Source organism: Streptomyces sp. DG2A-72, assembly GCF_030499575.1.
Classification (GTDB): domain Bacteria; phylum Actinomycetota; class Actinomycetes; order Streptomycetales; family Streptomycetaceae; genus Streptomyces.
In genome coordinates this window covers 9,126,799-9,146,895 of the sequence record NZ_JASTLC010000001.1, presented here as the reverse complement: position 1 = coordinate 9,146,895, position 20,097 = coordinate 9,126,799, and the positions used below count along the sequence as shown (strand labels likewise).

18 protein-coding genes are annotated in these 20,097 nt (G+C 70.9%); 9 read left to right on the top strand and 9 right to left on the bottom strand.

All coding sequences use genetic code 11. From position 1 onward, the window contains the following. Positions 1–227: 227 nt before the first annotated feature. Both QQY66_RS43400 and idi read left to right on the top strand, forming a co-directional pair. The gene (locus QQY66_RS43400; protein WP_301985943.1) at positions 228–1,166 is read left to right on the top strand and encodes a cation diffusion facilitator family transporter; all 939 of its coding nucleotides are present in this window, start codon (positions 228–230) and stop codon (positions 1,164–1,166) included. Positions 1,167–1,461: 295 nt separating this feature from the next. Then, the gene (gene idi / locus QQY66_RS43395; protein ID WP_301985942.1) at positions 1,462–2,055 is read left to right on the top strand and encodes an isopentenyl-diphosphate Delta-isomerase; all 594 of its coding nucleotides are present in this window, start codon (positions 1,462–1,464) and stop codon (positions 2,053–2,055) included. A gap of 6 nt (positions 2,056–2,061) precedes the next feature. On the opposite strand, the gene QQY66_RS43390 is transcribed toward idi, so the two are convergent. Continuing rightward, on the bottom strand, positions 2,062–2,571 hold the full coding sequence (locus QQY66_RS43390) for an ATP-binding protein (RefSeq protein WP_301987692.1): 510 nt from the start codon (positions 2,569–2,571) through the stop codon (positions 2,062–2,064). Between the two features lie 232 nt (positions 2,572–2,803). On the opposite strand from QQY66_RS43390, the gene QQY66_RS43385 reads away from it, so the two are divergent. Further along, a complete protein-coding gene (locus QQY66_RS43385) occupies positions 2,804–3,553 on the top strand; it encodes an enoyl-CoA hydratase/isomerase family protein (protein WP_301985941.1) in 750 nt (249 codons plus the stop codon). Here QQY66_RS43385 and QQY66_RS43380 read toward each other — a convergent pair. Both QQY66_RS43380 and QQY66_RS43375 read right to left on the bottom strand, forming a co-directional pair. Beyond that, positions 3,540–4,175 carry a DJ-1/PfpI family protein gene (locus tag QQY66_RS43380; protein ID WP_301985940.1) on the bottom strand — a complete coding sequence of 212 codons (636 nt, stop codon included), beginning with the start codon at positions 4,173–4,175 and terminating at the stop codon, positions 3,540–3,542. The genes QQY66_RS43385 and QQY66_RS43380 overlap by 14 nt on opposite strands. A 21-nt stretch (positions 4,176–4,196) precedes the next feature. After that, complete coding sequence (locus QQY66_RS43375) at positions 4,197–5,156, bottom strand: GlxA family transcriptional regulator (RefSeq protein WP_301985939.1); 960 nt, start codon at positions 5,154–5,156, stop codon at positions 4,197–4,199. A 113-nt stretch (positions 5,157–5,269) separates the two neighbouring features. On the opposite strand from QQY66_RS43375, the gene QQY66_RS43370 reads away from it, so the two are divergent. The 4 genes from QQY66_RS43370 (at position 5,270) to QQY66_RS43355 (ending at position 9,534) form a co-directional block, all read left to right on the top strand. Then, positions 5,270–6,139, top strand: a complete 870-nt coding sequence (locus QQY66_RS43370) for a hypothetical protein (protein ID WP_301985938.1) — start codon at positions 5,270–5,272, stop codon at positions 6,137–6,139. 82 nt (positions 6,140–6,221) lie between these two features. Further along, positions 6,222–6,353 (top strand): LPFR motif small protein, encoded by a 132-nt coding sequence (locus tag QQY66_RS43365; protein WP_301985937.1) that lies wholly within the window; start codon positions 6,222–6,224, stop codon positions 6,351–6,353. A 121-nt stretch (positions 6,354–6,474) separates the two neighbouring features. After that, positions 6,475–8,856 (top strand): Tex family protein, encoded by a 2,382-nt coding sequence (locus tag QQY66_RS43360; RefSeq protein WP_301985936.1) that lies wholly within the window; start codon positions 6,475–6,477, stop codon positions 8,854–8,856. A gap of 108 nt (positions 8,857–8,964) precedes the next feature. Beyond that, positions 8,965–9,534 (top strand): putative glycolipid-binding domain-containing protein, encoded by a 570-nt coding sequence (locus QQY66_RS43355; RefSeq protein ID WP_301985935.1) that lies wholly within the window; start codon positions 8,965–8,967, stop codon positions 9,532–9,534. A 100-nt stretch (positions 9,535–9,634) separates the two neighbouring features. On the opposite strand, the gene QQY66_RS43350 is transcribed toward QQY66_RS43355, so the two are convergent. Further along, positions 9,635–11,272: an ABC-F family ATP-binding cassette domain-containing protein gene (locus QQY66_RS43350; protein ID WP_301985934.1), complete on the bottom strand. Its 1,638-nt coding sequence runs from the start codon at positions 11,270–11,272 to the stop codon at positions 9,635–9,637. Between the two features lie 45 nt (positions 11,273–11,317). Further along, positions 11,318–12,340, bottom strand: a complete 1,023-nt coding sequence (locus QQY66_RS43345) for an oxidoreductase (protein WP_301985933.1) — start codon at positions 12,338–12,340, stop codon at positions 11,318–11,320. Between the two features lie 66 nt (positions 12,341–12,406). On the opposite strand from QQY66_RS43345, the gene QQY66_RS43340 reads away from it, so the two are divergent. Beyond that, positions 12,407–13,348 carry an FAD-dependent oxidoreductase gene (locus QQY66_RS43340; RefSeq protein ID WP_301985932.1) on the top strand — a complete coding sequence of 314 codons (942 nt, stop codon included), beginning with the start codon at positions 12,407–12,409 and terminating at the stop codon, positions 13,346–13,348. Here QQY66_RS43340 and QQY66_RS43335 read toward each other — a convergent pair. Continuing rightward, complete coding sequence (locus QQY66_RS43335) at positions 13,341–14,240, bottom strand: DMT family transporter (RefSeq protein ID WP_301985931.1); 900 nt, start codon at positions 14,238–14,240, stop codon at positions 13,341–13,343. The two genes, QQY66_RS43340 and QQY66_RS43335, sit on opposite strands and share 8 nt — an antisense overlap. Positions 14,241–14,316: 76 nt before the next feature. Between QQY66_RS43335 and QQY66_RS43330 the strand changes: the two genes are divergently transcribed. Next, complete coding sequence (locus QQY66_RS43330) at positions 14,317–14,895, top strand: TetR/AcrR family transcriptional regulator (RefSeq protein WP_301985930.1); 579 nt, start codon at positions 14,317–14,319, stop codon at positions 14,893–14,895. Here the strand turns inward: QQY66_RS43330 and QQY66_RS43325 are convergent. From QQY66_RS43325 to QQY66_RS43315, 3 genes are all read right to left on the bottom strand, one after another. Further along, positions 14,886–16,598: a BCCT family transporter gene (locus QQY66_RS43325; RefSeq protein WP_301985929.1), complete on the bottom strand. Its 1,713-nt coding sequence runs from the start codon at positions 16,596–16,598 to the stop codon at positions 14,886–14,888. The two genes, QQY66_RS43330 and QQY66_RS43325, sit on opposite strands and share 10 nt — an antisense overlap. 89 nt (positions 16,599–16,687) lie before the next feature. Then, positions 16,688–17,896, bottom strand: a complete 1,209-nt coding sequence (locus QQY66_RS43320) for a M14 family metallocarboxypeptidase (RefSeq protein ID WP_301987691.1) — start codon at positions 17,894–17,896, stop codon at positions 16,688–16,690. 41 nt (positions 17,897–17,937) lie between these two features. Continuing rightward, the gene (locus tag QQY66_RS43315; RefSeq protein WP_301985928.1) at positions 17,938–19,920 is read right to left on the bottom strand and encodes a Xaa-Pro dipeptidyl-peptidase; all 1,983 of its coding nucleotides are present in this window, start codon (positions 19,918–19,920) and stop codon (positions 17,938–17,940) included. Positions 19,921–20,097 lie beyond the last annotated feature (177 nt).

Genomic DNA, 20,097 nt, shown 5'->3' with positions numbered 1-20,097 from the left:
CATCAGGGATCGCCTGCCCTGCACACAAAATCGCGGTCGCAGAACGGATATTCGCGACAGGGAACGGCGCACGGCCACGCAAGGCTCAGACCGATCGCCGGCCTACTGACCTGCACTTCGTTTGCGCAGGTCAGGGCATATGACAACGGTGTTCAGTGCCGCGTTGCCCGATACCCCCCGCCCGTAGTTCACTGTGATCCCGGACGGAACACAGGAGGGCTGCCGCCATGGGGGCTGGGCACGATCACGGGCATGCGCACGGCGCACCCGCCGGCGGTACGGCGACAGCTGCGTACCGCGGCAGGCTGCGCGTCGCGCTGTCGATCACGCTCGGCGTCATGGTGGTCGAGATCGTCGGCGGCGTCGTCGCCGATTCGCTCGCCCTCGTCGCGGACGCGGCGCACATGGCGACGGATGCGCTGGGCCTCGGCATGGCCCTCCTCGCGATCCACTTCTCGGGCCGCCCGGCCACCGGCAACCGCACCTTCGGGTACGCCCGCGCCGAGATCCTCGCCGCCCTCGCCAACTGTCTGCTGCTGCTCGGGGTCGGCGGCTATGTCCTGTTCGAGGCGATCCAGCGGTTCTTCACGCCGGCCGGCACCGAGGGCGGCCCGATGATCGTGTTCGGTCTGATCGGTCTGGTCGCGAACCTGGTGTCGCTGACGCTGCTGATGCGCGGGCAGAAGGAGAGCCTGAACGTGCGCGGCGCGTTCCTGGAGGTGGCGGCGGACGCGCTGGGCTCGGTCGCGGTGCTGATCTCCGCGGCCGTGATCCTCACCACGGGCTGGCAGGCCGCCGACCCGATCGCCTCGCTGGTCATCGGCCTGATGATCGTGCCCCGTACCATGAAGCTGCTGCGCGAGACCCTCGACGTCCTGCTGGAGTCGGCCCCCAAGGACGTCGACATGGCGGAGGTACGGGCGCACATACTGGCCCTCGACGGCGTCCAGGACGTCCACGACCTGCACGCCTGGACGATCACCTCCGGCATGCCGGTCCTGTCCGTGCACGTCGTCGTGCGCTCCGAGGTGTTGAGCGCGATCGGCCACGAGAAGATGCTGCACGAGCTCCAGGGCTGCCTCGGCGACCACTTCGACGTCGAGCACTGCACCTTCCAGCTGGAGCCCCGCGGGCACGCGGAGCACGAGGCACGACTCTGCCACTGAGACCGGCGCGCGTGCAGCACATCCGCAACCGGCGCGCGTGCAGCGCATTTGCAACCGGCGCACATGGAGCGCATCGGTCCGGCGCGCGGTTGCGTCCTCCCTCTCACAGCCCCACCGGGACGGTTCTCCGCTCGGGACACCGGGCACGATCAACAACCGGGCCCCTCTCCCGGACTCCGGCCGGCGACGGCCGCGGCCCGCGCCCGGCGCGGACATGCGGGCGTACTGCGAAGTGCCGGGAGTGCCGGATTCGTACGGCACACTTGGGGCGCGAAGACCGATGCGAAGGATGGGTATGCCGATCACACCTGCCACCGCGACGCACAGCTCGTCGAACGGCACCGCGGACGCGATCTTGCTGGAACTGGTCGACGAGAAGGGCGTGACGATCGGCACCGCGGAGAAGCTCGCCGCCCATCAGCCGCCGGGGCAGCTGCACCGCGCCTTCTCCGTGTTCCTCTTCGACGACCACGGCCGGCTGCTGCTCCAGCAGCGGGCGCTGGGCAAGTACCACTCCCCCGGCGTGTGGTCCAACACCTGCTGCGGCCACCCCTACCCGGGCGAGGCCCCCTTCGCGGCGGCGGCCCGGCGGACGTACGAGGAGCTGGGCGCCTCGCCCTCGCTGCTCGCCGAGGCGGGCACGGTCCGCTACAACCACCCGGACCCGGCGTCGGGCCTGGTGGAGCAGGAGTACAACCACCTCTTCGTCGGCATGGTGCAGGCGCCGCTGCGGCCCGACCCGGGGGAGGTCGGCGCGACGGCCTTCGTGACCCCCGCCGAGCTGGCGGAGCGGCACGCGAAGGACGTGTTCTCCTCCTGGTTCATGACCGTGCTGGACGCGGCACGTCCCGCGGTCAGGGAGCTGACGGGCCCGTCGGCCGGCTGGTGAGCGGGATTACAGCGCGCGCACGGGGGTGAGCGGCAGGGCGGCCCAGATCACCTTGCCGCCGCTCGCGGTGTGCTCGACGTCGCACACCCCGCCCGCCTCCCGGGCGATCTCGCGCACCAGCAGCAGCCCCCGGCCGCCGGTCTGGCCGTGGTCGGCCTCCAGGGCGGTGGGGCGGTAGGGGTGGCTGTCCTCCACCGACACCCGCACCCACTCGGCGCCCACGGCGACCTCCACGGCGAGCATCGGCGACAGCAGCGCCGCATGCCGGACGGCGTTCGTGACCAGCTCCGAGACGATCAGCAGCAGGCCCTGGACCAGGTCGTCCGAGACCGGCACGCCCTGACGGAACAGCAGGTCCCGCACGGCGTGCCGGGCCTGCGGGACCGACACGTCGACAGCCGGTGCGGTGAACCGCCAGACCCCCTCGTACGGCAGCGGATCGGGTGGCGGGCTGCCGAAGGGTCCCTCCGTGCCGCCGTCTGGGCGTGGGCCGGGCCCACGCCCGTGATTCTCCATGGTCCGGTCGCCACCCTTGCGCTCGATTGTCACCACACCTCGAGTGTTGGCACCCGGTCGCTGCGGCCCGGAGGACTGAACAGAAGTCAGCTGGTATCGAGCGGTTCTGATCGTTGGCGTATGACACGGTCAGTTGTGGGACTGCTCCTGTCCCTCTTGTGCGGACTTCACGAACTATTCGGGTTGTACGGGTTTGAGTCGGAGTTCGGCGGGGGCGGATAGCATCCGGCGCATGGAGCCGCAGCTGCTGCACGGTGTCACCGACTCGGTGGCCACCGTCGTCATCCGTCATCCGGCCAAGCGCAACGCCATGACCGCCGACATGTGGCGGTCGCTGCCGCCGCTGCTCGACCGGCTGGCCGCCGACCCGGACGTACGGGCCCTGGTGCTGACCGGTGAGGGCGGGACGTTCTGTGCGGGCGCCGACATCTCCACGCTCCGGGGGTCGCCGGACGAGGCGCAGGGGCTCGCGGTGGGCGCGGAGGAGGCGCTTGCCGCGTTTCCGAAGCCGACGCTGGCGGCGGTTCGCGGGCACTGTGTGGGTGGTGGCTCGCAGCTCGCGGCGGCCTGTGATCTGCGGTTCGCCGAGGAGGGCGCGCTGTTCGGGGTGACGCCGGCGAAGCTGGGGATCGTGTATCCGGCGTCCTCCACCCGGAGGTTGGTGTCGCTGGTGGGTCCGGCGACGGCCAAGTACCTGCTGTTCTCGGGCGAGTTGATCGACGCGGAGCGGGCGCTGCGCACCGGTCTGGTCGACGAGGTGCTGCCCGAGGGCGGACTCGACAAGCGGGTCGCGGAGTTCGCCCGGATCCTGGTCTCCCGCTCCCAGCTGACGCAGGCCGCGGCGAAGGAGTTCGCGAACGGGCGCACCGACCGGGACACCCACTGGGCCGAGCAGGCGCGCGGCAGCGGCAACACCGCGGAGGGCGTCGCCGCGTTCCTGGAGCGCAGGCCGCCGCGCTTCACCTGGACTACGTCACGATGAACCGGCTGCGCGAGCGGAGGGCGTCGACGATGTGCGCGGGCGCCTTCTGCGGTGACCCGGCGTCGTAGGGCGGCTGAGGGTCGTACTCCGTGGCCAGTTGTACGGCTTGGGCGTGGTCGTCACCTGCGATGCGCCCGAGCAGGGTGAGCGCCATGTCGATGCCGGACGAGACGCCGGCCGCGGTGACGTACTTGCCGTCCAGGACGACCCGCTCCCCCGTCGGTTCGGCGCCGAACCGCTTCAGCTGCTCCAGAGCCAGCCAGTGCGAGGTCGCCCGGCGGCCCCGGAGGAGTCCGGCGGCGGCGAGCAGCAGGGAGCCCGTGCACACGGAGGTGGTCCAGGTGCTGGTGGCATCGACCGCGCGCAGCCAGTCCAGCAGTTGCTTGTCCTCCATCAGCGCGCTCTGGCCGGGACCGCCGGCCACCACCACGATGTCGGGACTGGGCACCTCGGCCAGCGCCTGGTCGGCGCTGAGCGCGAGGGCTCCGTTGTCCGAGCGGACGGGCCCGGCCTCCTTGGCGACGAAGACGGTCTCCGCGTCCGGCGTGCGGGACAGGATCTCGTAGGGGCCGACGGCGTCGAGGGCGGTGAACCGGTCGAACACGACCAGGGCGATCTGCATCGGTTTCCTTTCGGCGGGCGTTCAAGGGGCGGGGGCGGGGCGGAAGCGGCGGCGGTATTCGGCCGGGGCCGTCCCCAGGGACTTCACGAAGGCGCGCCGCATGGCCTCGGGGGTGCCGTAGCCGCTGGTGCGGGAGATCTCCTCGATGCCGTCGCGCGTGTCCTCCAGCAGGCGGCGGGCGTGTTCGAGGCGCACGCGGTCGACGTACCGGCCTGGGGTCATGCCGGTCTCGGCCTGGAAGGCGCGGGCGAAGTGGCGGGGCGAGAGGCGGGCACGGGCGGCCAGTGACTCGACGGTCAGATCGGCGTCCGGATGCTCGGTGATCCACTGCTGGACTTCGCGGAGCGGTTCGCGCTGTGCGGTCTGGGCGGCGAGCTGGGCGCTGAACTGGGCCTGGTTTCCCGGGCGGCGCAGGAAGACCACCAGGTGACGGGCGATCGTCAGGGCCACCTCACGTCCCAGGTCCTCCTCGACCAGGGCGAGCGCGAGGTCGATGCCCGAGGTGACGCCCGCCGACGTGGAGACCTGCCCGTCGCGGATGTAGATGGGGTCGGCGTCGACCCGCACGGCCGGGTGGTCGCAGGCCAGCTTGTCGGCGTACGCCCAGTGGGTCGTGGCGCGGCGGCCGTCCAGGAGGCCCGCCTCGGCGAGCAGGATCGCCCCGGTGCAGACGGAGACCAGGCGTTCGGCGCGCGGGCCGTGGTCGCGCAGCCAGTCGGTGAGATGCGCGTTTGGGCGGCGGGTGCCCTGGCCGCCGGGGACGAGGAGGGTGTGCGGGTCGGGTACGGCGTCCAGGGCCCCGTCCGGTACGAGGGTCAGGCCGCTGGAGGTGCGCACGGGGGAGCCGTCCAGGGAGGCCGTACGGATGCGGTACGTCCCCGGCGTGTGTTTCTCGGCCCCCGCGAAGACCTCCACCGGGCCGATGACATCGAGGCTCTGCACGCCGTCGAAGAGGACGACGAGAACGGTTCGCTGCGCCATGCCTCCGATTCTTGGCGAGCCGGGGGATGGCCGCAATGACGAGTTCCCCACCTTTCCTGCCCTGGATCAGGGGGCTGTGGAGCACGAACCGACCGGTCAGTAATGTTCGCGGCATGACTACTGCCACCATCGATCCGCGCGCCGGTCGGCGCTGCCACAACGCGCTCAACGCCCTGCACTCCACGCACTACTTCGCACCCGAGGTCGGCAAGGAGCTGGGCGCGCTCGGGGTCACGGACCCGAGGGCCGTCAACTTCGCCGTGCGGGCGGCCGCGCTGGGTCCGGTGGGGCCCGGGACGGTGGCGGCGGCGTTCTACAACTACAAGTACGAGCTGGTGGCCCGGCATGTGCCCGCGGTGTGGTCGATCGCCTCACCCGACGCCGTTCTGGCGGCACGCGCGCGTGGGGTCGATTCCGCGCTGCGCCGCCTCCTGGGTGAGCAGGTGGTGACCTCGCCGGAGATGGCGGAGGCCGCGCGTCTCGCGCTGCGGGCGGCCGAGGCCTGTACGCGCGGCGCCCGGCCGCTGTACGCCGCGCATGCCGACCTGCCGGTGCCCGAGGAACCGCATCTGGCGTACTGGCACGCGGCGACGCTGCTGCGCGAGCACCGGGGCGACGGGCATCTCGCCGTGCTGGTGTCGGCCGGGCTCGACGGTCTGGAGGCGCTGGTGACCCACACGGCGACCGGCAAGGGCTTCAGGCCGAAGTGGGTGTTCGGCACGCGTGGCTGGCGCCAGGAGGAGTGGGACGCGGCGAAGGTACGGCTGCGCGAGCGCGGGCTGCTGGACGCGGCGGGCGAGCTGACCGAGCAGGGCGTCGCGCTCCGGGCGGAGATCGAGCAGGAGACCGACCGGCTGGACCATGCGCCCTACGAGCACCTGGGAGCCGAGGGCGTGGAGCGGCTGACGGAGCTGGCAACCGGGTTCGCCCGCGCCGTGGTCGCCGCCGGGGCGTTCCCCGGGGATCTGTTCGGCAAGGGCTGAGCCGGCCGCGGCGCATGGTGTGACCTGGGCGAGGTACTCGGTCTTTCCCGGCCACCGGGGCCGGAAGAGAAAGGGGATGCTCATGCTCCGTGCGATTGCAGACGTGTTGCGACAGATCGGTGGGGCGATCGCCACCGTGGTGACGCTGCCCTTCCGGGCGCTGGCCCGGCTCCTGGGCGGCGCCTCGGGCGGTACCCGGCGACGCCGGGTCTGATGTCGCCCGCTGAGGACCTCGCGCCCGCCTCGACAGGGCCGGGGTGCCGACCCGATCCCCGATTGTCGGTGTCACCTGCCACAATTGCCGCGCAACCTCAGTGAGAAGGCGGTACGGGATCGTGACGACACCCGGGTCCCTCGAAGCAGGGTCCATCGAAGGCAGGATCGCCGAGGAGCTCGGCGTACGGGAGCGGCAGGTCAAGGCTGCCGTGGAGTTGCTCGACGGCGGTTCGACGGTGCCCTTCATCGCCCGCTACCGCAAGGAAGCGACCGAGATGCTCGACGATGCGCAGCTGCGCACGCTCGAGGAGCGGCTGCGCTATCTGCGGGAGCTGGAGGAGCGGCGGGCGGCGATCCTCGACTCGGTGCGCGAGCAGGGCAAGCTCACCGACGAGTTGGAGGCACAGATCCGCGGCGCCGAGACCAAGGCGCGGCTCGAGGACATCTACCTGCCCTACAAGCCGAAGCGGCGGACGAAGGCGCAGATCGCGCGTGAGGCCGGTCTGGAGCCGCTCGCGGAGGGCCTGCTCGGCGATCCGACGATCGAGCCGCTGGCCGCGGCGGCGGCGTTCGTCGACGCGGACAAGGGAGTCGCCGATCCGCAGGCCGCCCTGGACGGCGCGCGGGCGATCCTCACCGAGCGGTTCTCGGAGGACGCCGACCTGATCGGCGAGCTGCGCGAGCGCATGTGGGTGCGCGGACGGCTGGCCGCCAAGGTGCGGGAGGGCAAGGAGGAGGCGGGCGCCAAGTTCTCCGACTACTTCGACTTCGCCGAGCCGTTCACCGAACTGCCCTCGCACCGGATCCTCGCCATGCTGCGCGGCGAGAAGGAGGAGGTCCTCGACCTCGTCCTGGAGCCGGAGGAGCCCACGGACGGGCCGTCGTCGTACGAGGGGATGGTCGCCTCGAAATTCGGCGTCACCGATCGCGGCCGTCCCGCCGACAAGTGGCTCACGGACACGGTCCGCTGGGCCTGGCGCACCCGCATCCTCGTCCACCTCGGCCTCGACCTGCGCCTTCGGCTGCGTACGGCCGCCGAGGACGAGGCGGTCAACGTGTTCGCCGCCAACCTGCGCGACCTCCTGCTCGCCGCCCCGGCCGGCACGCGCGCGACGCTGGGGCTGGACCCGGGCTTCCGTACGGGCGTGAAGGTCGCCGTCGTCGACGCGACGGGCAAGGTCGTGGCGACCGACGTGATCCACCCGCACGTCCCGGCGAACCGGTGGGACGAGGCGATCGCCAAGCTGGCGCGGCTGGCGAAGGAGCACGCGGTCGAGCTGATCGCGATCGGCAACGGCACGGCGTCCCGGGAGACCGACAAGCTCGCCGGTGAACTCATCACCAAGCACCCGGAGTTGAAGCTCACCAAGGTGATGGTGTCCGAGGCGGGCGCCTCCGTGTACTCGGCCTCCGCCTTCGCCTCGCAGGAGCTGCCGGACATGGACGTGTCGCTGCGCGGTGCGGTGTCGATCGCGCGCCGGCTCCAGGACCCGCTGGCCGAGCTGGTGAAGATCGATCCGAAGTCGATCGGTGTCGGCCAGTACCAGCACGACCTGTCCGAGGTGAAACTGTCGCGCTCGCTGGACGCGGTGGTCGAGGACTGCGTCAACGGCGTCGGGGTCGACGTCAACACGGCCTCCGCGCCGCTCCTCGCACGCGTGTCCGGTATCTCTTCCGGGCTCGCCGAGAACATCGTGTCGCACCGTGACGCCAACGGCCCGTTCAAGTCGAGGTCCGAGCTGAAGGGCGTGGCGCGGCTCGGTCCGAAGGCGTACGAGCAGTGCGCGGGCTTCCTGCGGATCCGGGGCGGCGACGACCCGTTGGACGCGTCGAGCGTTCACCCCGAGGCCTATCCGGTCGTACGGCGGATGGTGAAGACGTCCGGTCAGGAGGTGGCCTCGCTCGTCGGCAACACGGCTGTGCTGCGGTCGCTGAAGCCGCAGGAGTTCGTCGACGAGACCTTCGGTCTGCCGACCGTCACCGACATCCTCAAGGAGCTGGAGAAGCCGGGGCGCGACCCGCGGCCCGCGTTCAAGACCGCCACCTTCAAGGAGGGCGTCGAGAAGATCTCCGACCTGTCCTCGGGGATGGTCCTCGAAGGGGTCGTGACGAACGTGGCGGCCTTCGGGGCGTTCGTCGACGTCGGTGTGCACCAGGACGGGCTGGTGCATGTGTCCGCGATGTCGAAGACGTTCGTCAAGGATCCGCGGGATGTGGTCAAGCCCGGCGACATCGTCAAGGTGAAGGTCCTGGACGTCGACATTCCGCGCAAGCGGATCTCCCTGACGCTGCGGCTGGACGACGAGGCGGCGGCTCCGCAGGGCGGCGGGCAGGGCGAGGGCGGCGAGCGGCGACAGCGCGGCGGACGTCCTCCGCAGCAGCGCCAGGGCCGGGGAGGCGGCGGTGGCGGCTCGCGCCAGACGCCCCCGCCGGGCAACAGCGCGATGGCCGATGCTCTTCGCCGGGCGGGGCTGGTCGATCCGAAAAACGGTCGGCGCTGACGACTCCGTCGGGGGCCGTGGGGAGCTGCGGGTGCGTTGTGGCTGGTCGCGCAGTTCCCCGCGCCCCTTTGGGGCGCGGTCGGAGCCCTGCGGATCTACAGTGACCGTATGCCGACGTCACGCGTCATCACCTGGGGAGTCTCGGAGAGCAAGGGCATTGAGACCGCCTGGATCGAGCTGACCGGCGATGCCCTGCGGGCCCGTGGCCGTGCGGTGGGGACTGTTCCGCAGCCGTACTGGATCACGTACGAACTCGACACCGGCGAGGGCTTCGTGACCCGGCGGCTGCGGGTCACGGCCGAGACCCACTCCGGAACTCAGGACCTCGATCTGCGGCATGACGGCGAGGGCCGGTGGACGGTGGACGGCGAGCGGTTGCCCGGCATCGACGGTGCCCTCGACTGCGACCTCGGTCTGTGCCCGCTGACGAACACCATGCCGGTGCTGCGGCACGGACTCCATCGCACGCCGGGTGAAGAGGACTTCCTCATGGCCTGGGTGTCGGTGCCGGACCTGACCGTCCAGCCGTCGCCACAGCGGTACACCCACCTCGATCGCACCGGCGACGGCGGACGAGTCCGCTTCACCTCGGGCGACTTCCGCAGCGACCTCGTGTTCGACGCGGACTGCTGCGTCGTCGACTACCCGGGACTGGCCACGCGTCTGGCGCCCAGTTAAGCAGGTGGACGAAGTCGGCAGCGCCCCGAAGGGGCGCGGGGAACTGCGCGACCAGCCACGACGCACCCGCAGCTGGTACACCGGCCTTCCAGCGGAGCGCTCAGCGCTCCGTCACCTTGCCGTCCGCGACCTCCAGGCGACGCGTCACATGGACCGCGTCCAACATGCGGCGGTCGTGAGTGACGAGGAGCAGCGTGCCCTCGTACGAATCCAGAGCCGACTCCAGTTGCTCGATGGCCGGGAGGTCGAGGTGGTTGGTCGGCTCGTCGAGGACGAGGAGGTTGACGCCTCGGCCCTGGAGCAGGGCGAGCGCGGCTCTGGTCCGCTCGCCCGGTGACAGCGTCGCCGCCGGGCGCAGTACGTGGTCCGACTTCAGGCCGAACTTGGCGAGCAGCGTGCGCACTTCGGCCGGTTCCGTGTCGGGGACGGCCGCGCTGAAGGCGTCCAGCAGGGACTCCGGGCCGTGGAACACCTTGCGCGCCTGGTCGACCTCGCCGACGAGGACGCCGGAGCCGAGGGAGGCCTGGCCCGCCGCCACGGGGACCCGGCCCAGCAGGGCGCCGAGCAGGGTCGACTTGCCCGCGCCGTTCGCGCCCGTCACGGCCACCCGGTCCGCCCAGTCGATCTGCAGGGAGACCGGGCCGAGGACGAAGTCACCGCGCCGCACTTCGGCGTCCCGCAGGGTGGCGACCACGGCGCCGGAGCGCGGGGCCGACGCGATCTCCATGCGCAGCTCCCACTCCTTGCGCGGCTCCTCGACGACATCGAGGCGTTCGATCATGCGCTGCGTCTGGCGGGCCTTCGCGGCCTGCTTCTCGCTGGCCTCGCTGCGGAACTTGCGGCCGATCTTGTCGTTGTCGCTCGCCTTGCGGCGCGCGTTCTTCACGCCCTTGTCCATCCAGGTGCGCTGCATCTGCGCCCGGTCCTGGAGTGCCGCCTTCTTGTCGGCGTACTCCTCGTAGTCGTCGCGGGCGTGCCGCCGGGCCGTCTCGCGTTCTTCCAGATAGGCCTCGTAGCCGCCGCCGTAGAGATTGATCTGTCCCTGTACGAGGTCGAGTTCGAGGACCTTGGTGACGGTGCGGGCGAGGAACTCGCGGTCGTGGCTGACGACGACCGTGCCGGCGCGCAGGCCGCTCACAAAGCGTTCGAGGCGTTCCAGGCCGTCCAGGTCGAGGTCGTTGGTCGGCTCGTCGAGCAGGAAGACGTCGTAGCGGGAGAGCAGCAGGGACGCCAGGCCCGCGCGCGCCGCCTGGCCGCCGGAGAGGGACGTCATCGCCTGGTCGAGGTCTACTGCCAAGCCCAGTGAGTCGGTGACCTCCTCGGCCCGTTCGTCCAGGTCGGCGCCGCCGAGGTCGAGCCAGCGCTCCAGGCTCGTCGCGTACGCGTCGTCGGCGCCCGGTGCTCCGTCGACGAGCGCCTGCGTGGCCTCGTCCATCGTGCGCTGGGCCTCGGCCACGCCGGTGCGGCGGGCCAGGAACTCCCGTACGGTCTCGCCCGGGCGACGCTCCGGTTCCTGCGGGAGGTGGCCGACGGTCGCCGTGGGCGGGGAGAGGCGCAGCTCGCCCTCCTCCGGCGCGGTGAGTCCGGCGAGGATCCGCAGCAGCGTGGACTTGCCGGCGCCGTTGGCCCCGACCAGGCCGATCACATCGCCGGGCGCGACGACGAGGTCGAGCCCGGTGAACAGCGCGCGGTCGCCGTGGCCGGCGGCGAGGTTCTTGGCGACGAGGGTGGCAGTCATCAGACCGTAGATCCTAGTGGCCCTGCGGAGTCGATCGCGCCCGGACTATCCGTGCGCCATCGCCTCCACCAGCACGCTTCCCGACGTCCGCGCCACCACGAAGGACTCCCCCTTCACCGCCTTGGCGTCCAGGGCGATGCGATGTCGGCCGGGTTCCAGGATTCCGTCGAAGACCTCGTGGGCGTGGGTGCGGTAGAGGCGGTCGAGGCGGTACGCGGTGAGCTGGACCCGGCAGGGTGAGGTGACCTCGATGCCCGCTTCGCCGTCGGCGGCGACCAGCCGGGTCAGCCGGCGCCGGTCGGCGGGACTGCGGTCCAGGGCGTGTTCGATCTGGGCGACGAGCAGCGGGACGATCGGGGCGAGTCCGTCGACGTAGGCGGCATCGACACCGGCGCGGTCGAAGGCGGCGCGTACGGCGGCACGTTCCTGCTGGGTGACCGCGCGGCCGAACGCGACGGCGCCGTAGCCGCGCAGTTCGTCGGCGGGGACGTCGGCCGCGTCGCGGGTGATGTCGGCGCCGATGCCGATGGTGCGCAGCGCGGCGGCGAGCTTGGCCAGCAGGGCGACGCGGGCGCCGATGAGCAGGACGCGGCGGCGGGCGCTGCCGGAGCCGTCCAGCAGTGAGCTGAGCGCCGTCCGGTACTCGGCGCCGCGGAAGCGGAGCGGCCCTATGCCGTGGTAGCCGTTGAGCTCCAGGTCGGCGTACTCCTCGGTCTGCCAGGCGAAGTCGCGCCAGATGTAGTCGTCGCCTTCCTTTTCGATGACCGCGGTGACCGCCCCGCATCCCAGGTCCTCGCATTCGGGACAGCCGTAGATGACGTACCGGCCGCCGGGCAGGGGTGCGTCGGTCTCCAGCATCAGGCTGCGGACCTGGGCGGTGAAGATCGCGGGTGGGACGTCCGAGGCGAGTGGGGAGACGGCGTCGAGGTCGGAGAGCTGGAACAGCAGCGGACGGTCGTTCACGATGAAGTCCACGAAATCCCGGTGTACTCGGTAGTCACCGTTGGCGAGAACTCCACCGGCACGCATCGCCGGTGCCAGGCCGAAGGTCGCGTACTCGGCAGACATGCTGTGAGTATCCCCAGACAGACCGCTCTCTGAGCACGGCATGACACATTCCGCTACCGTCCCCGCGTGAGCAATGAACCGAACGACGAGATCATCGTGGTCGGCGGCGGGGTCATCGGGCTGACCACGGCCGTCGTCCTCGCCGAGCGTGGCCGCCGGGTGCGGGTGTGGACGCGGGATCCCGTGGAGCGGACCACCTCGGCGGTTGCGGGCGCGCTGTGGTGGCCGTACCGGATCGAGCCGGTCGCGCAGGCGCGCAAGTGGGCGCTGCGGTCGCTCGAAGTGTACGAGGAGCTGGCGGGACGGCCCGAGGTGACCGGCGTACGCATGGTCGAAGGGGTATTGGGCGAGGCAGGTCTGGACGATGCCTGGGCCGCCGACCGGCTTCCGGGGCTGCGCCCGGCGACCGCCGAGGAGTACCCGGGCACGGGGTTGTGGGCGCGGCTGCCGCTGATCGACATGGCGGTCCATCTGCCGTGGCTGCGCGAGCGGTTCCTCGGGGCGGGCGGAGCGATCGAGATGCGTACGGTGGCCGCCTTCGCGGAGGTCGACGCGCCCGTCGTGGTCAACTGCACCGGGCTGGGGGCGCGGGAGCTGGTGCCGGACGCCTCCGTACGTCCTGTGCGCGGGCAGTTGGTCGTCGTGGAGAACCCCGGCATCCGGACCTGGCTCGTCTCCACCGACGCCGCCGGGGCGAAGGCGTACTTCTTTCCGCAGCCCGGCCGGTTGCTGCTGGGCGGCACGGCGGACGAGGACGAGTTCTCGACCGAGCCGGATCCGGCGGTGGCGGAGGCGATCGTACGGCGGTGTGCGGCGCTGCGGCCGGAGATCGCCGGGGCACGGGTGCTGGACCATCGGGTCGGGCTGCGGCCCGCGCGTCAGACGGTCCGGCTGGAGCGTGAACTGCTGCCGGGCGGGCGGCTGTTGGTGCACAACTACGGCCATGGCGGTGCGGGTGTCACCGTGGCGTGGGGCTGCGCGGAGGAGACGGCCCGGGCCGTCAACTAGCGGCGGTGACCCGCTCCTGCCCTGCCCGTGGGCTCGCGCCGTGCACCACGGCGACCGCCAGGAGGGCGACCGCCAGGCCGACGGCGGTCTGCACGGAGAACGGCTCACCGAACATGGCGGCACCCCAGACGGCCGTGACGGGGGCCATCAGGAACATCAGCGTGTTGACCTTGGTCACCCCCGATCGCTGCAGCACCAGCCAGTACAGCCCGTAGCCGCCGAACGTCGACAGCGTCACGAGCCACACGGTGGCCAGCCAGAACGACGGTGCGGAGGAGGGGGCGGCGGCCCCGGCCGCGATGGCGGCGACCGTGAAGACGAGTGCGCTGGTGGTGCAGTGGACGGTCATCGACACCAGGGGCGTCACCTGTGCCCGGGAACGCTCTTCGAGGAAGGTGGCCGCCACCAGGGAGAGCATCCCGGCGAACGGAACGAGATAGACCCACCAGGCGACGGCGGTGGTCGCCGAGGCGTCGGCCGTGGTGACGACGGCGACACCGGCAAGGCCCAGGCACAGGCCGAGCCACTGCCGCGCCGAGACGTACTGACGCAGCAGCGGGCCGGCGAGCGCGCCCGCGACGAGGGGCTGGGTGCCGTCGATCAGGGCGGTCGTACCGCTGGAGACGCCGAGCTGGATGGCGTAGTAGACGGTCAGCAGATAGCCGCTCTGGGAGAGCAGTCCGATCGCGATCTGCCGTGCGATGTCCCGCGCGGTCAGTCCCTGCCATGACGCCCGCCCCCGGGCGACGGCGACCGCGATGAGGATGACGGCCAGCGGCAGAAACCGCCACATCAGCAGCGTCACCGCGCCCGCGTGCTCCGTGCCCAGTTTGGCGCCGACGAACCCCGAGCTCCAGCAGAGCACGAAGGCGACCGACAGCAGGATGTTCATGGTCCACCACTCACCGCGACTATACAGATCGGTCTACCTACCCAGACCACTATACAGATCGGTATAGTCAGGTGCCATGAGTACCAGGCGGATCACGATGACCCCCGGCGCGCACCGCGTTCTCGCGGCGGCGTCCCGGCTGTTCTACGAGCGCGGCATCCACGCGGTCGGGGTGGACCTGATCGCCGCCGAGGCCAAAGTGACGAAGAAGACGCTCTACGACCGGTTCGGGTCCAAGGACCAGATCGTCGTCGAGTACCTCGCCGACCGCGACGAGCGCTGGCGGCGCTTCGTCGCGCAGCGGCTGGATCGCGTGGAGCCGGGATCCGTCGACCGCGTTCTCACGGTGTTCGACGCGTCCCGGTCCTGGACGACCGAGCACAGCCCGAAGGGGTGCAGCATGGTCAACGCCCACGCCGAGATCAGCGATCCCGCCCACCCGGCCTACGCGATCATCACCGGGCAGAAGCAATGGATGCTGGAGCTCTTCACCGATCTGGTCCGGGAAGTCGCGCCCGGCCGGGCCGACCAACTCGCCCCCGCCCTGATGCTGCTCCACGAGGGCGCGCTGGTCGCCCACGGCCTGCGCATCTTCCCCGACCCGATCGGCCGTGCCCGCGACGAGGCGGGCGAACTCCTCGACGCTCAGCGGTAGTCGTGCCCCAGTGGGTCGCCCTCCGTCTCCGTGCCGGGGCCTGGTCCGACCCTGATCCCGAACTCGCCGTCGTACTTCTGGTGGCCCTCGATCACGGCGAGTTCGACGGCCTCGGAGCCCATCGCGCCGCGCACGATCAGGGGGTCGTGGCGCAGGTCGCGCATGAGGGCGACGCACATCCCGATCATCACGAGGACGAACGGAGCGGCGGCCAGGATCGTGAGGTTCTGCAGGCCGGTGAGCGCATCGCCCTGACCGCTGCCGACGAGCAGCATGATGGCGGCGACGGCTCCGGTCACCACACCCCAGAACACGACGACGAAGCGGCCGGGTTCGAGGGCGCCCTTCTGGGAGAGCGTACCCATCACGATGGACGCGGCGTCGGCTCCCGAGACGAAGAAGATGCCGACCAGGATCATCACCAGCAGGCTGGTGACGGTCGCGACGGGGAACTCCTGGAGGAGGCCGAAGAGCTGGCCCTCAGGAGTCGACTCCTCGCCGAGCGCGCCGCCCTCCCTCAGCCTCATCGCCGAACCGCCGAAGACCGCGAACCAGACGAGGCTGACGGTGCTGGGCACGAGGATCACGCCGCCGACGAACTGCCGGATGGTGCGGCCCCGGCTGATGCGCGCGATGAACATGCCGACGAACGGCGTCCAGGAGATCCACCACGCCCAGTAGAAGACCGTCCAGCTGCTGAGCCAGTCCGCGACACCCTCGCCTGTGCTGGCCTCGGTGCGGCCCGCGAGCTGCGGCAGATCACCGAGATAGGAGAAGACGGAGGTGGGCAGCAGGTCGAGCACGATGATCGTGGGACCCGCGATGAACACGAACAAGGCGAGGATCAGGGCGAGCACCATGTTGGTGTTGGACAGCCACTGGATGCCCCGCTCGATGCCGGAGACCGCCGAGGCGACGAAGGCCAGGGTCAGTACGGCGATGATGGCGACGAGCAGTCCGGTGCTCACGTCGTCCATCCAGTCCAGCTCCTGGAAACCGGAGCCGATCTGGAGCGCGCCCAGGCCCAGCGAGGCGGCGGAGCCGAAGACGGTGGCGATGATCGCGAGGATGTCGATCACCCGGCCCCCGGCACCGTTCGCGTGCTTCTCCCCGATGAGCGGGGTGAAGACCGCGCTGATGGTCTGGCGCCGGCGTTTGCGGAAGGTGCTGTAGGCGATGGCGAGGCCGACCACCGCGTAGATCGCCCAGGGGTGCAGGGTCCAGTGGAAGAGGGTGGTGGCCATCGCCGTCTGCATGCGTTCCGCGGAGTCGGCCGGGTCCGAGCCCGGAGGCGGTGTCGTGTAGTGCGAGAGCGGCTCGCTCACGCCGTAGAACATCAGGCCGATGCCCATGCCGGCGCTGAACATCATCGCGACCCAGGACACGGTGCGGAACTCGGGCTCCTCGCCCTCGGCGCCGAGGTGGATTCTGCCGTAGCGGCTGATCGCGAGCCACAACGCGAAGACGACGAAGGCCGAGGCCGCCAGTATGAAGGCCCAGCCACCGTTGTGGATCAGGCCGTTGAGCATTTTCGTGGAGGCGCTCTCCAGTGAGTCCGTCCACACCGCACCCCAGAGTACGAACGCCAGGGTGATGGCGGCGGTGACGCCGAACACCACTCGGTCCGTCTGGTGGCCCCGGCCGCCGGGAATGTCCGAGGGACCTTCCCGGCCGCCTCCCCTCTTCTTCAGATCTTCAGTCATCTGCGGCACCTTCCCTGAGAAACCGTGAGGTACGCCTGTTCAGCGTTGTGCCTCACGGCCTACCACAGGTGCCGCCGATCTCGACAACCTCAGCAGTCGATGTCGGGCTCACCGGCCGTGAGGTGGTACGGCGCGCGCTCGTCGAGCAGCAGCGGGACGAGGGCTCGCAGGGACTGGCGGAGCGGGACGTAGGTGCCCTGCGTCCGCACTCCGTGCAGGGCGAGTTCGTCCTTGAACTCCGTGTACTGGTCCCGAGTGAGCCGGTAGCCGCAGGGCGGGTCCTGGATCACCTCGGCCGGTTCGGGCGGGTCGTTGTCGGCGCCGCCGACGTAGACGGGGCCTGTGTCGAGGTATCCCCCGAGGCGCGCGATGCCCGTCGCGACCCCGACCTGCTTGCGACGCTCGTCGGTGTACTCGAACAAGCCCTTCAGCGCGGCGAGTTGGGAGTCGACCCGGCGCCGGTTGTTCAGCGACTCGTCCGCCTTCTCGGCGTCGGTGAGGGGATCGACGCGGCTCTCGATGAGCAGGCCGATCGAGTGCTTGACGCCGGACATGTTCCGCAGGATGCGTTCCTGACCGTCGCCGGCGACCTGCTTGATCGGGTCACCGGTGACGGGGTCGGTCCAGATGCCGTAGGTGCCCGTCGTATACCCGGCGTTCTGTGCGGCCGGGCGGACGTACGCCTGGGCGAGGGTCTCGCCCTCGTCGTGGACGGCGGTGGCGGTGTTGAGGTTGCGGGGCCAGAGGTCGAAGAGGTCCTTGTCGTAGTACGGCGGTGTGGCGCCGTACTCGTGCAAGTCGTAGACGAGGTCGGGGCGTTGGTCGCGGATGACCGTGGCCAGGGTGCGTGCCTCGGCCGTCTGCAGGGCGAGGTGGTCGCGGTTGATGTCGACGCCGTCGCTGTTGCCGCGGGTGTCGGCGGCCCGGCCGTCCGGGTTGGCGGTGGGCACGACGAGCAGCGTGGTGCGGTCCAGGAAGCGGCGGGTCCGGTGGTCGGTCGCGTAGGTGAGGTCGCGGATGGTGGTCAGACAGGCTTCGCGGCCGGACGGTTCGTCGCCGTGCTGGGTGCAGACGAGCAGGACCTTGGTGGGCGCGTGGGGTGCGCCGAGGCGGGCGAGTTGGAGGGGGCGGCCCTGCTTCGTCGTACCGATGCGGGCGATCGAGACGCGGTCGCTCGCCCTGTCGACGGTGGCCAGGAAGTCCTGCTCCTGCGGCTGGGTGGTCCAGCGGGCGCCGTTCGACTGCTCGAAGCCGGTGCGCGGCGGGGAGTCCGCCGCCTGTGCCGGGACGGCGACCATGGATGCGACGAGAGCCGCCGTGGTGACGGTCAGCGCGCGGATCACCGATGGCCTCCCGGGATGCGCTGGACGGTGCGCGGTGCCTGGACGCCGTCGAGGGTGGTGGCCTCGGGGGCGACGAACGGGGCGCCTGCGGTGGCGCGGGCGAAGGCCTTGGCGCCGCCGACCAGCGGGACCTGGGCCGAGGTTCGGGACAGGTCGAGGGTCAGCGTCGGCTTGGTCGACGGCGGCTCGATGAGGTCCTTGTCGGTGCCCGCGACGATCAGCGCCAGCCGGTGCCCGGCCGGGATCACATGGTCGGTCGCGCCCAGGTCGAGGGTGATGCGGTACGCCTTGCCCGGGGTGAGCGGGCCGCCCGTCTCGTCGGAGGCGTGGTTGCCGAGGTCGGCCCAGCCGCGGCTGACGATCGTGTAGTCGACGTCCGCCGTCTTCGCCGCCGTCTCCTTGAAGCAGGAGCTGTCCCCGCTGGTGCTCGCGCCCCAGCAGGTGCGGTCGGTGAGGGTGGTGATGCCCTCGCCGCGCACCGCGTAGTCGCGGATGGTGGCGGGGCCGAGGTCCACGAGGACGGCGGACAGATGGGCCGTCGAGGTGGTCGGGGTCGCGGTGACGGTCACCTCGGAGGAGCCGGACAGGCGCAGGTCGCCGGTGAGCGGCCGGGTGACGAAGCCCGCCTTGCCGGGGGTCGAGGCGCCGATCTGCGCGGCCCAGTCGGTCTCGCCCAGCTGGGGGTCGTCGGTGAAGGTCTCGGTGCCGTGGCCCTTGCTGAGGCCCAGGGTGCCGACGCCGGGCTGGGCGCCCGAGTCGGGGCGCAGGGTGGTGGTCCGGGTGCCGCTCGGCGGCCAGGTGTCCGAGGTGACCCACTGGTCGGGATGGCGTTCGATGTCGGCCATGGGCTCGTCGTCGATGCCGTTGTCGTAGCCGAGGAGTTCGTGGTCGAACCAGCGGTGCAGGGTGTCGACCCAGTCGGCGCGGCGGAAGTCGAAGGGGTCGACATGGCCGGTCTGGGAGAGCCAGATCTTGCGCTCGACGCCGTTCTTCGCGAGGGCGTCCCACCACGGACCGACGTGCTGCATACGGACGTTGAGGTCCTGCATGCCGTGGATGAGGAAGACGCTCGCCTTCACGTTCGCCGCGTCCTTGATGTAGTCGCGCTCGGTCCACAGCGGTGTCCGGTCGCCGGTGCGCGGCGCGCCGTCGACGAGCTTCTGCTGGACGGCGCCGCACTTGGCGCGGGCGTCGGCGCTCTCGACGGCGTTGGACAGCGCGTCGGGGCCGGAGTCGTAGAGCGGGGCGCCCTTGGTGAAGTAGTAGTCGTACCAGGTGGAGATGGCGCTGATCGGGACGATCGTCTTCAGGCCCTCCACGCCGGTGGCGGCGACGCCGTTGGCGATCGTGCCGTCCCAGCTCTTGCCGACCATCCCCGTCCTGCCATTGGTCCAGGTGGCCTCGGCGCGGGTCGTGCCGGTGCGGGTGGTGTAGGCCTTGGCGCGGCCGTTCAGCCAGTCGACGACCGCTTTGGCGGACTGGATGTCGGAGCGGCCACCGATGTCCACGCAGCCGTCGGAACGGTTCGTGCCGGCGAGGTCGACGCCGACGAAGGCGTAGCCGCGCGGCACGAAGTAGTTGTCGTAGAAGAGCGGCATCTGGACGACGTCGCCGTCCGCGTCGTACGTCTTCAGCTGGCTCTCGTTGCCGCGTCCACAGCAGGAGTAGTAGGGGCTGGCGTCCATGATGACCGGGATCTTCCGGCCCTGCTGGGCGGGTTCGCGCGGGCGGACGATGTCGACGGCGACGCGGTCCGTCCTTCCGTCGCTGTCGCCGTCGAGTCCGGTGTCCACCCATACGGCCTCGCGGACGGCTTTCTCGTACGAGTACACCGGCCTGCTCTCGCGCGGGGCGCCGTGCGCCGCGGCCGGGGTGAGGAGCGCGGCCATCAGGGCGGCTACGGCGACGGCCGCGAGTGATCTCCAGGTCGTGAAGCGCACGAGCGGTCTCCGGGTCGTGAAGGTCATGCGTATCGGCATGCGCCGGACGGTACATCGGTCAACTCCCGTGCAGAAGAGGGCCATCCGGTGCGGAGGAGACGGTTGCGCCATTCGGCTCATGACGGCCGAATGGCGATCGTGTGACAGGGGCACCATGGACACGCCAGGGTGCACAGCGAATGAATAGGCTCCGAACAGACTTCGGTCCCCTACGAC

Excerpts from the sequence above, each read along its gene's own strand:
- QQY66_RS43365 (WP_301985937.1), top strand. The coding sequence starts at position 6,222 with ATGCTCCGTGCGATTGCAGACGTGTTGCGACAGATCGGTGGGGCGATC.
- QQY66_RS43320 (WP_301987691.1), bottom strand. The coding sequence starts at position 17,896 with ATGGTCGCCGTCCCGGCACAGGCGGCGGACTCCCCGCCGCGCACCGGC.
- QQY66_RS43380 (WP_301985940.1), bottom strand. The coding sequence starts at position 4,175 with ATGCAGATCGCCCTGGTCGTGTTCGACCGGTTCACCGCCCTCGACGCC.
- QQY66_RS43330 (WP_301985930.1), top strand. The coding sequence starts at position 14,317 with ATGAGTACCAGGCGGATCACGATGACCCCCGGCGCGCACCGCGTTCTC.
- QQY66_RS43335 (WP_301985931.1), bottom strand. The coding sequence starts at position 14,240 with ATGAACATCCTGCTGTCGGTCGCCTTCGTGCTCTGCTGGAGCTCGGGG.
- QQY66_RS43315 (WP_301985928.1), bottom strand. The coding sequence starts at position 19,920 with ATGCCGATACGCATGACCTTCACGACCCGGAGACCGCTCGTGCGCTTC.
- QQY66_RS43385 (WP_301985941.1), top strand. The coding sequence starts at position 2,804 with ATGGAGCCGCAGCTGCTGCACGGTGTCACCGACTCGGTGGCCACCGTC.
- QQY66_RS43350 (WP_301985934.1), bottom strand. The coding sequence starts at position 11,272 with ATGACTGCCACCCTCGTCGCCAAGAACCTCGCCGCCGGCCACGGCGAC.
- QQY66_RS43375 (WP_301985939.1), bottom strand. The coding sequence starts at position 5,156 with ATGGCGCAGCGAACCGTTCTCGTCGTCCTCTTCGACGGCGTGCAGAGC.
- QQY66_RS43390 (WP_301987692.1), bottom strand. The coding sequence starts at position 2,571 with ATGGAGAATCACGGGCGTGGGCCCGGCCCACGCCCAGACGGCGGCACG.
- QQY66_RS43325 (WP_301985929.1), bottom strand. The coding sequence starts at position 16,598 with ATGACTGAAGATCTGAAGAAGAGGGGAGGCGGCCGGGAAGGTCCCTCG.
- idi (WP_301985942.1), top strand. The coding sequence starts at position 1,462 with ATGCCGATCACACCTGCCACCGCGACGCACAGCTCGTCGAACGGCACC.
- QQY66_RS43355 (WP_301985935.1), top strand. The coding sequence starts at position 8,965 with ATGCCGACGTCACGCGTCATCACCTGGGGAGTCTCGGAGAGCAAGGGC.
- QQY66_RS43370 (WP_301985938.1), top strand. The coding sequence starts at position 5,270 with ATGACTACTGCCACCATCGATCCGCGCGCCGGTCGGCGCTGCCACAAC.
- QQY66_RS43400 (WP_301985943.1), top strand. The coding sequence starts at position 228 with ATGGGGGCTGGGCACGATCACGGGCATGCGCACGGCGCACCCGCCGGC.
- QQY66_RS43345 (WP_301985933.1), bottom strand. The coding sequence starts at position 12,340 with ATGTCTGCCGAGTACGCGACCTTCGGCCTGGCACCGGCGATGCGTGCC.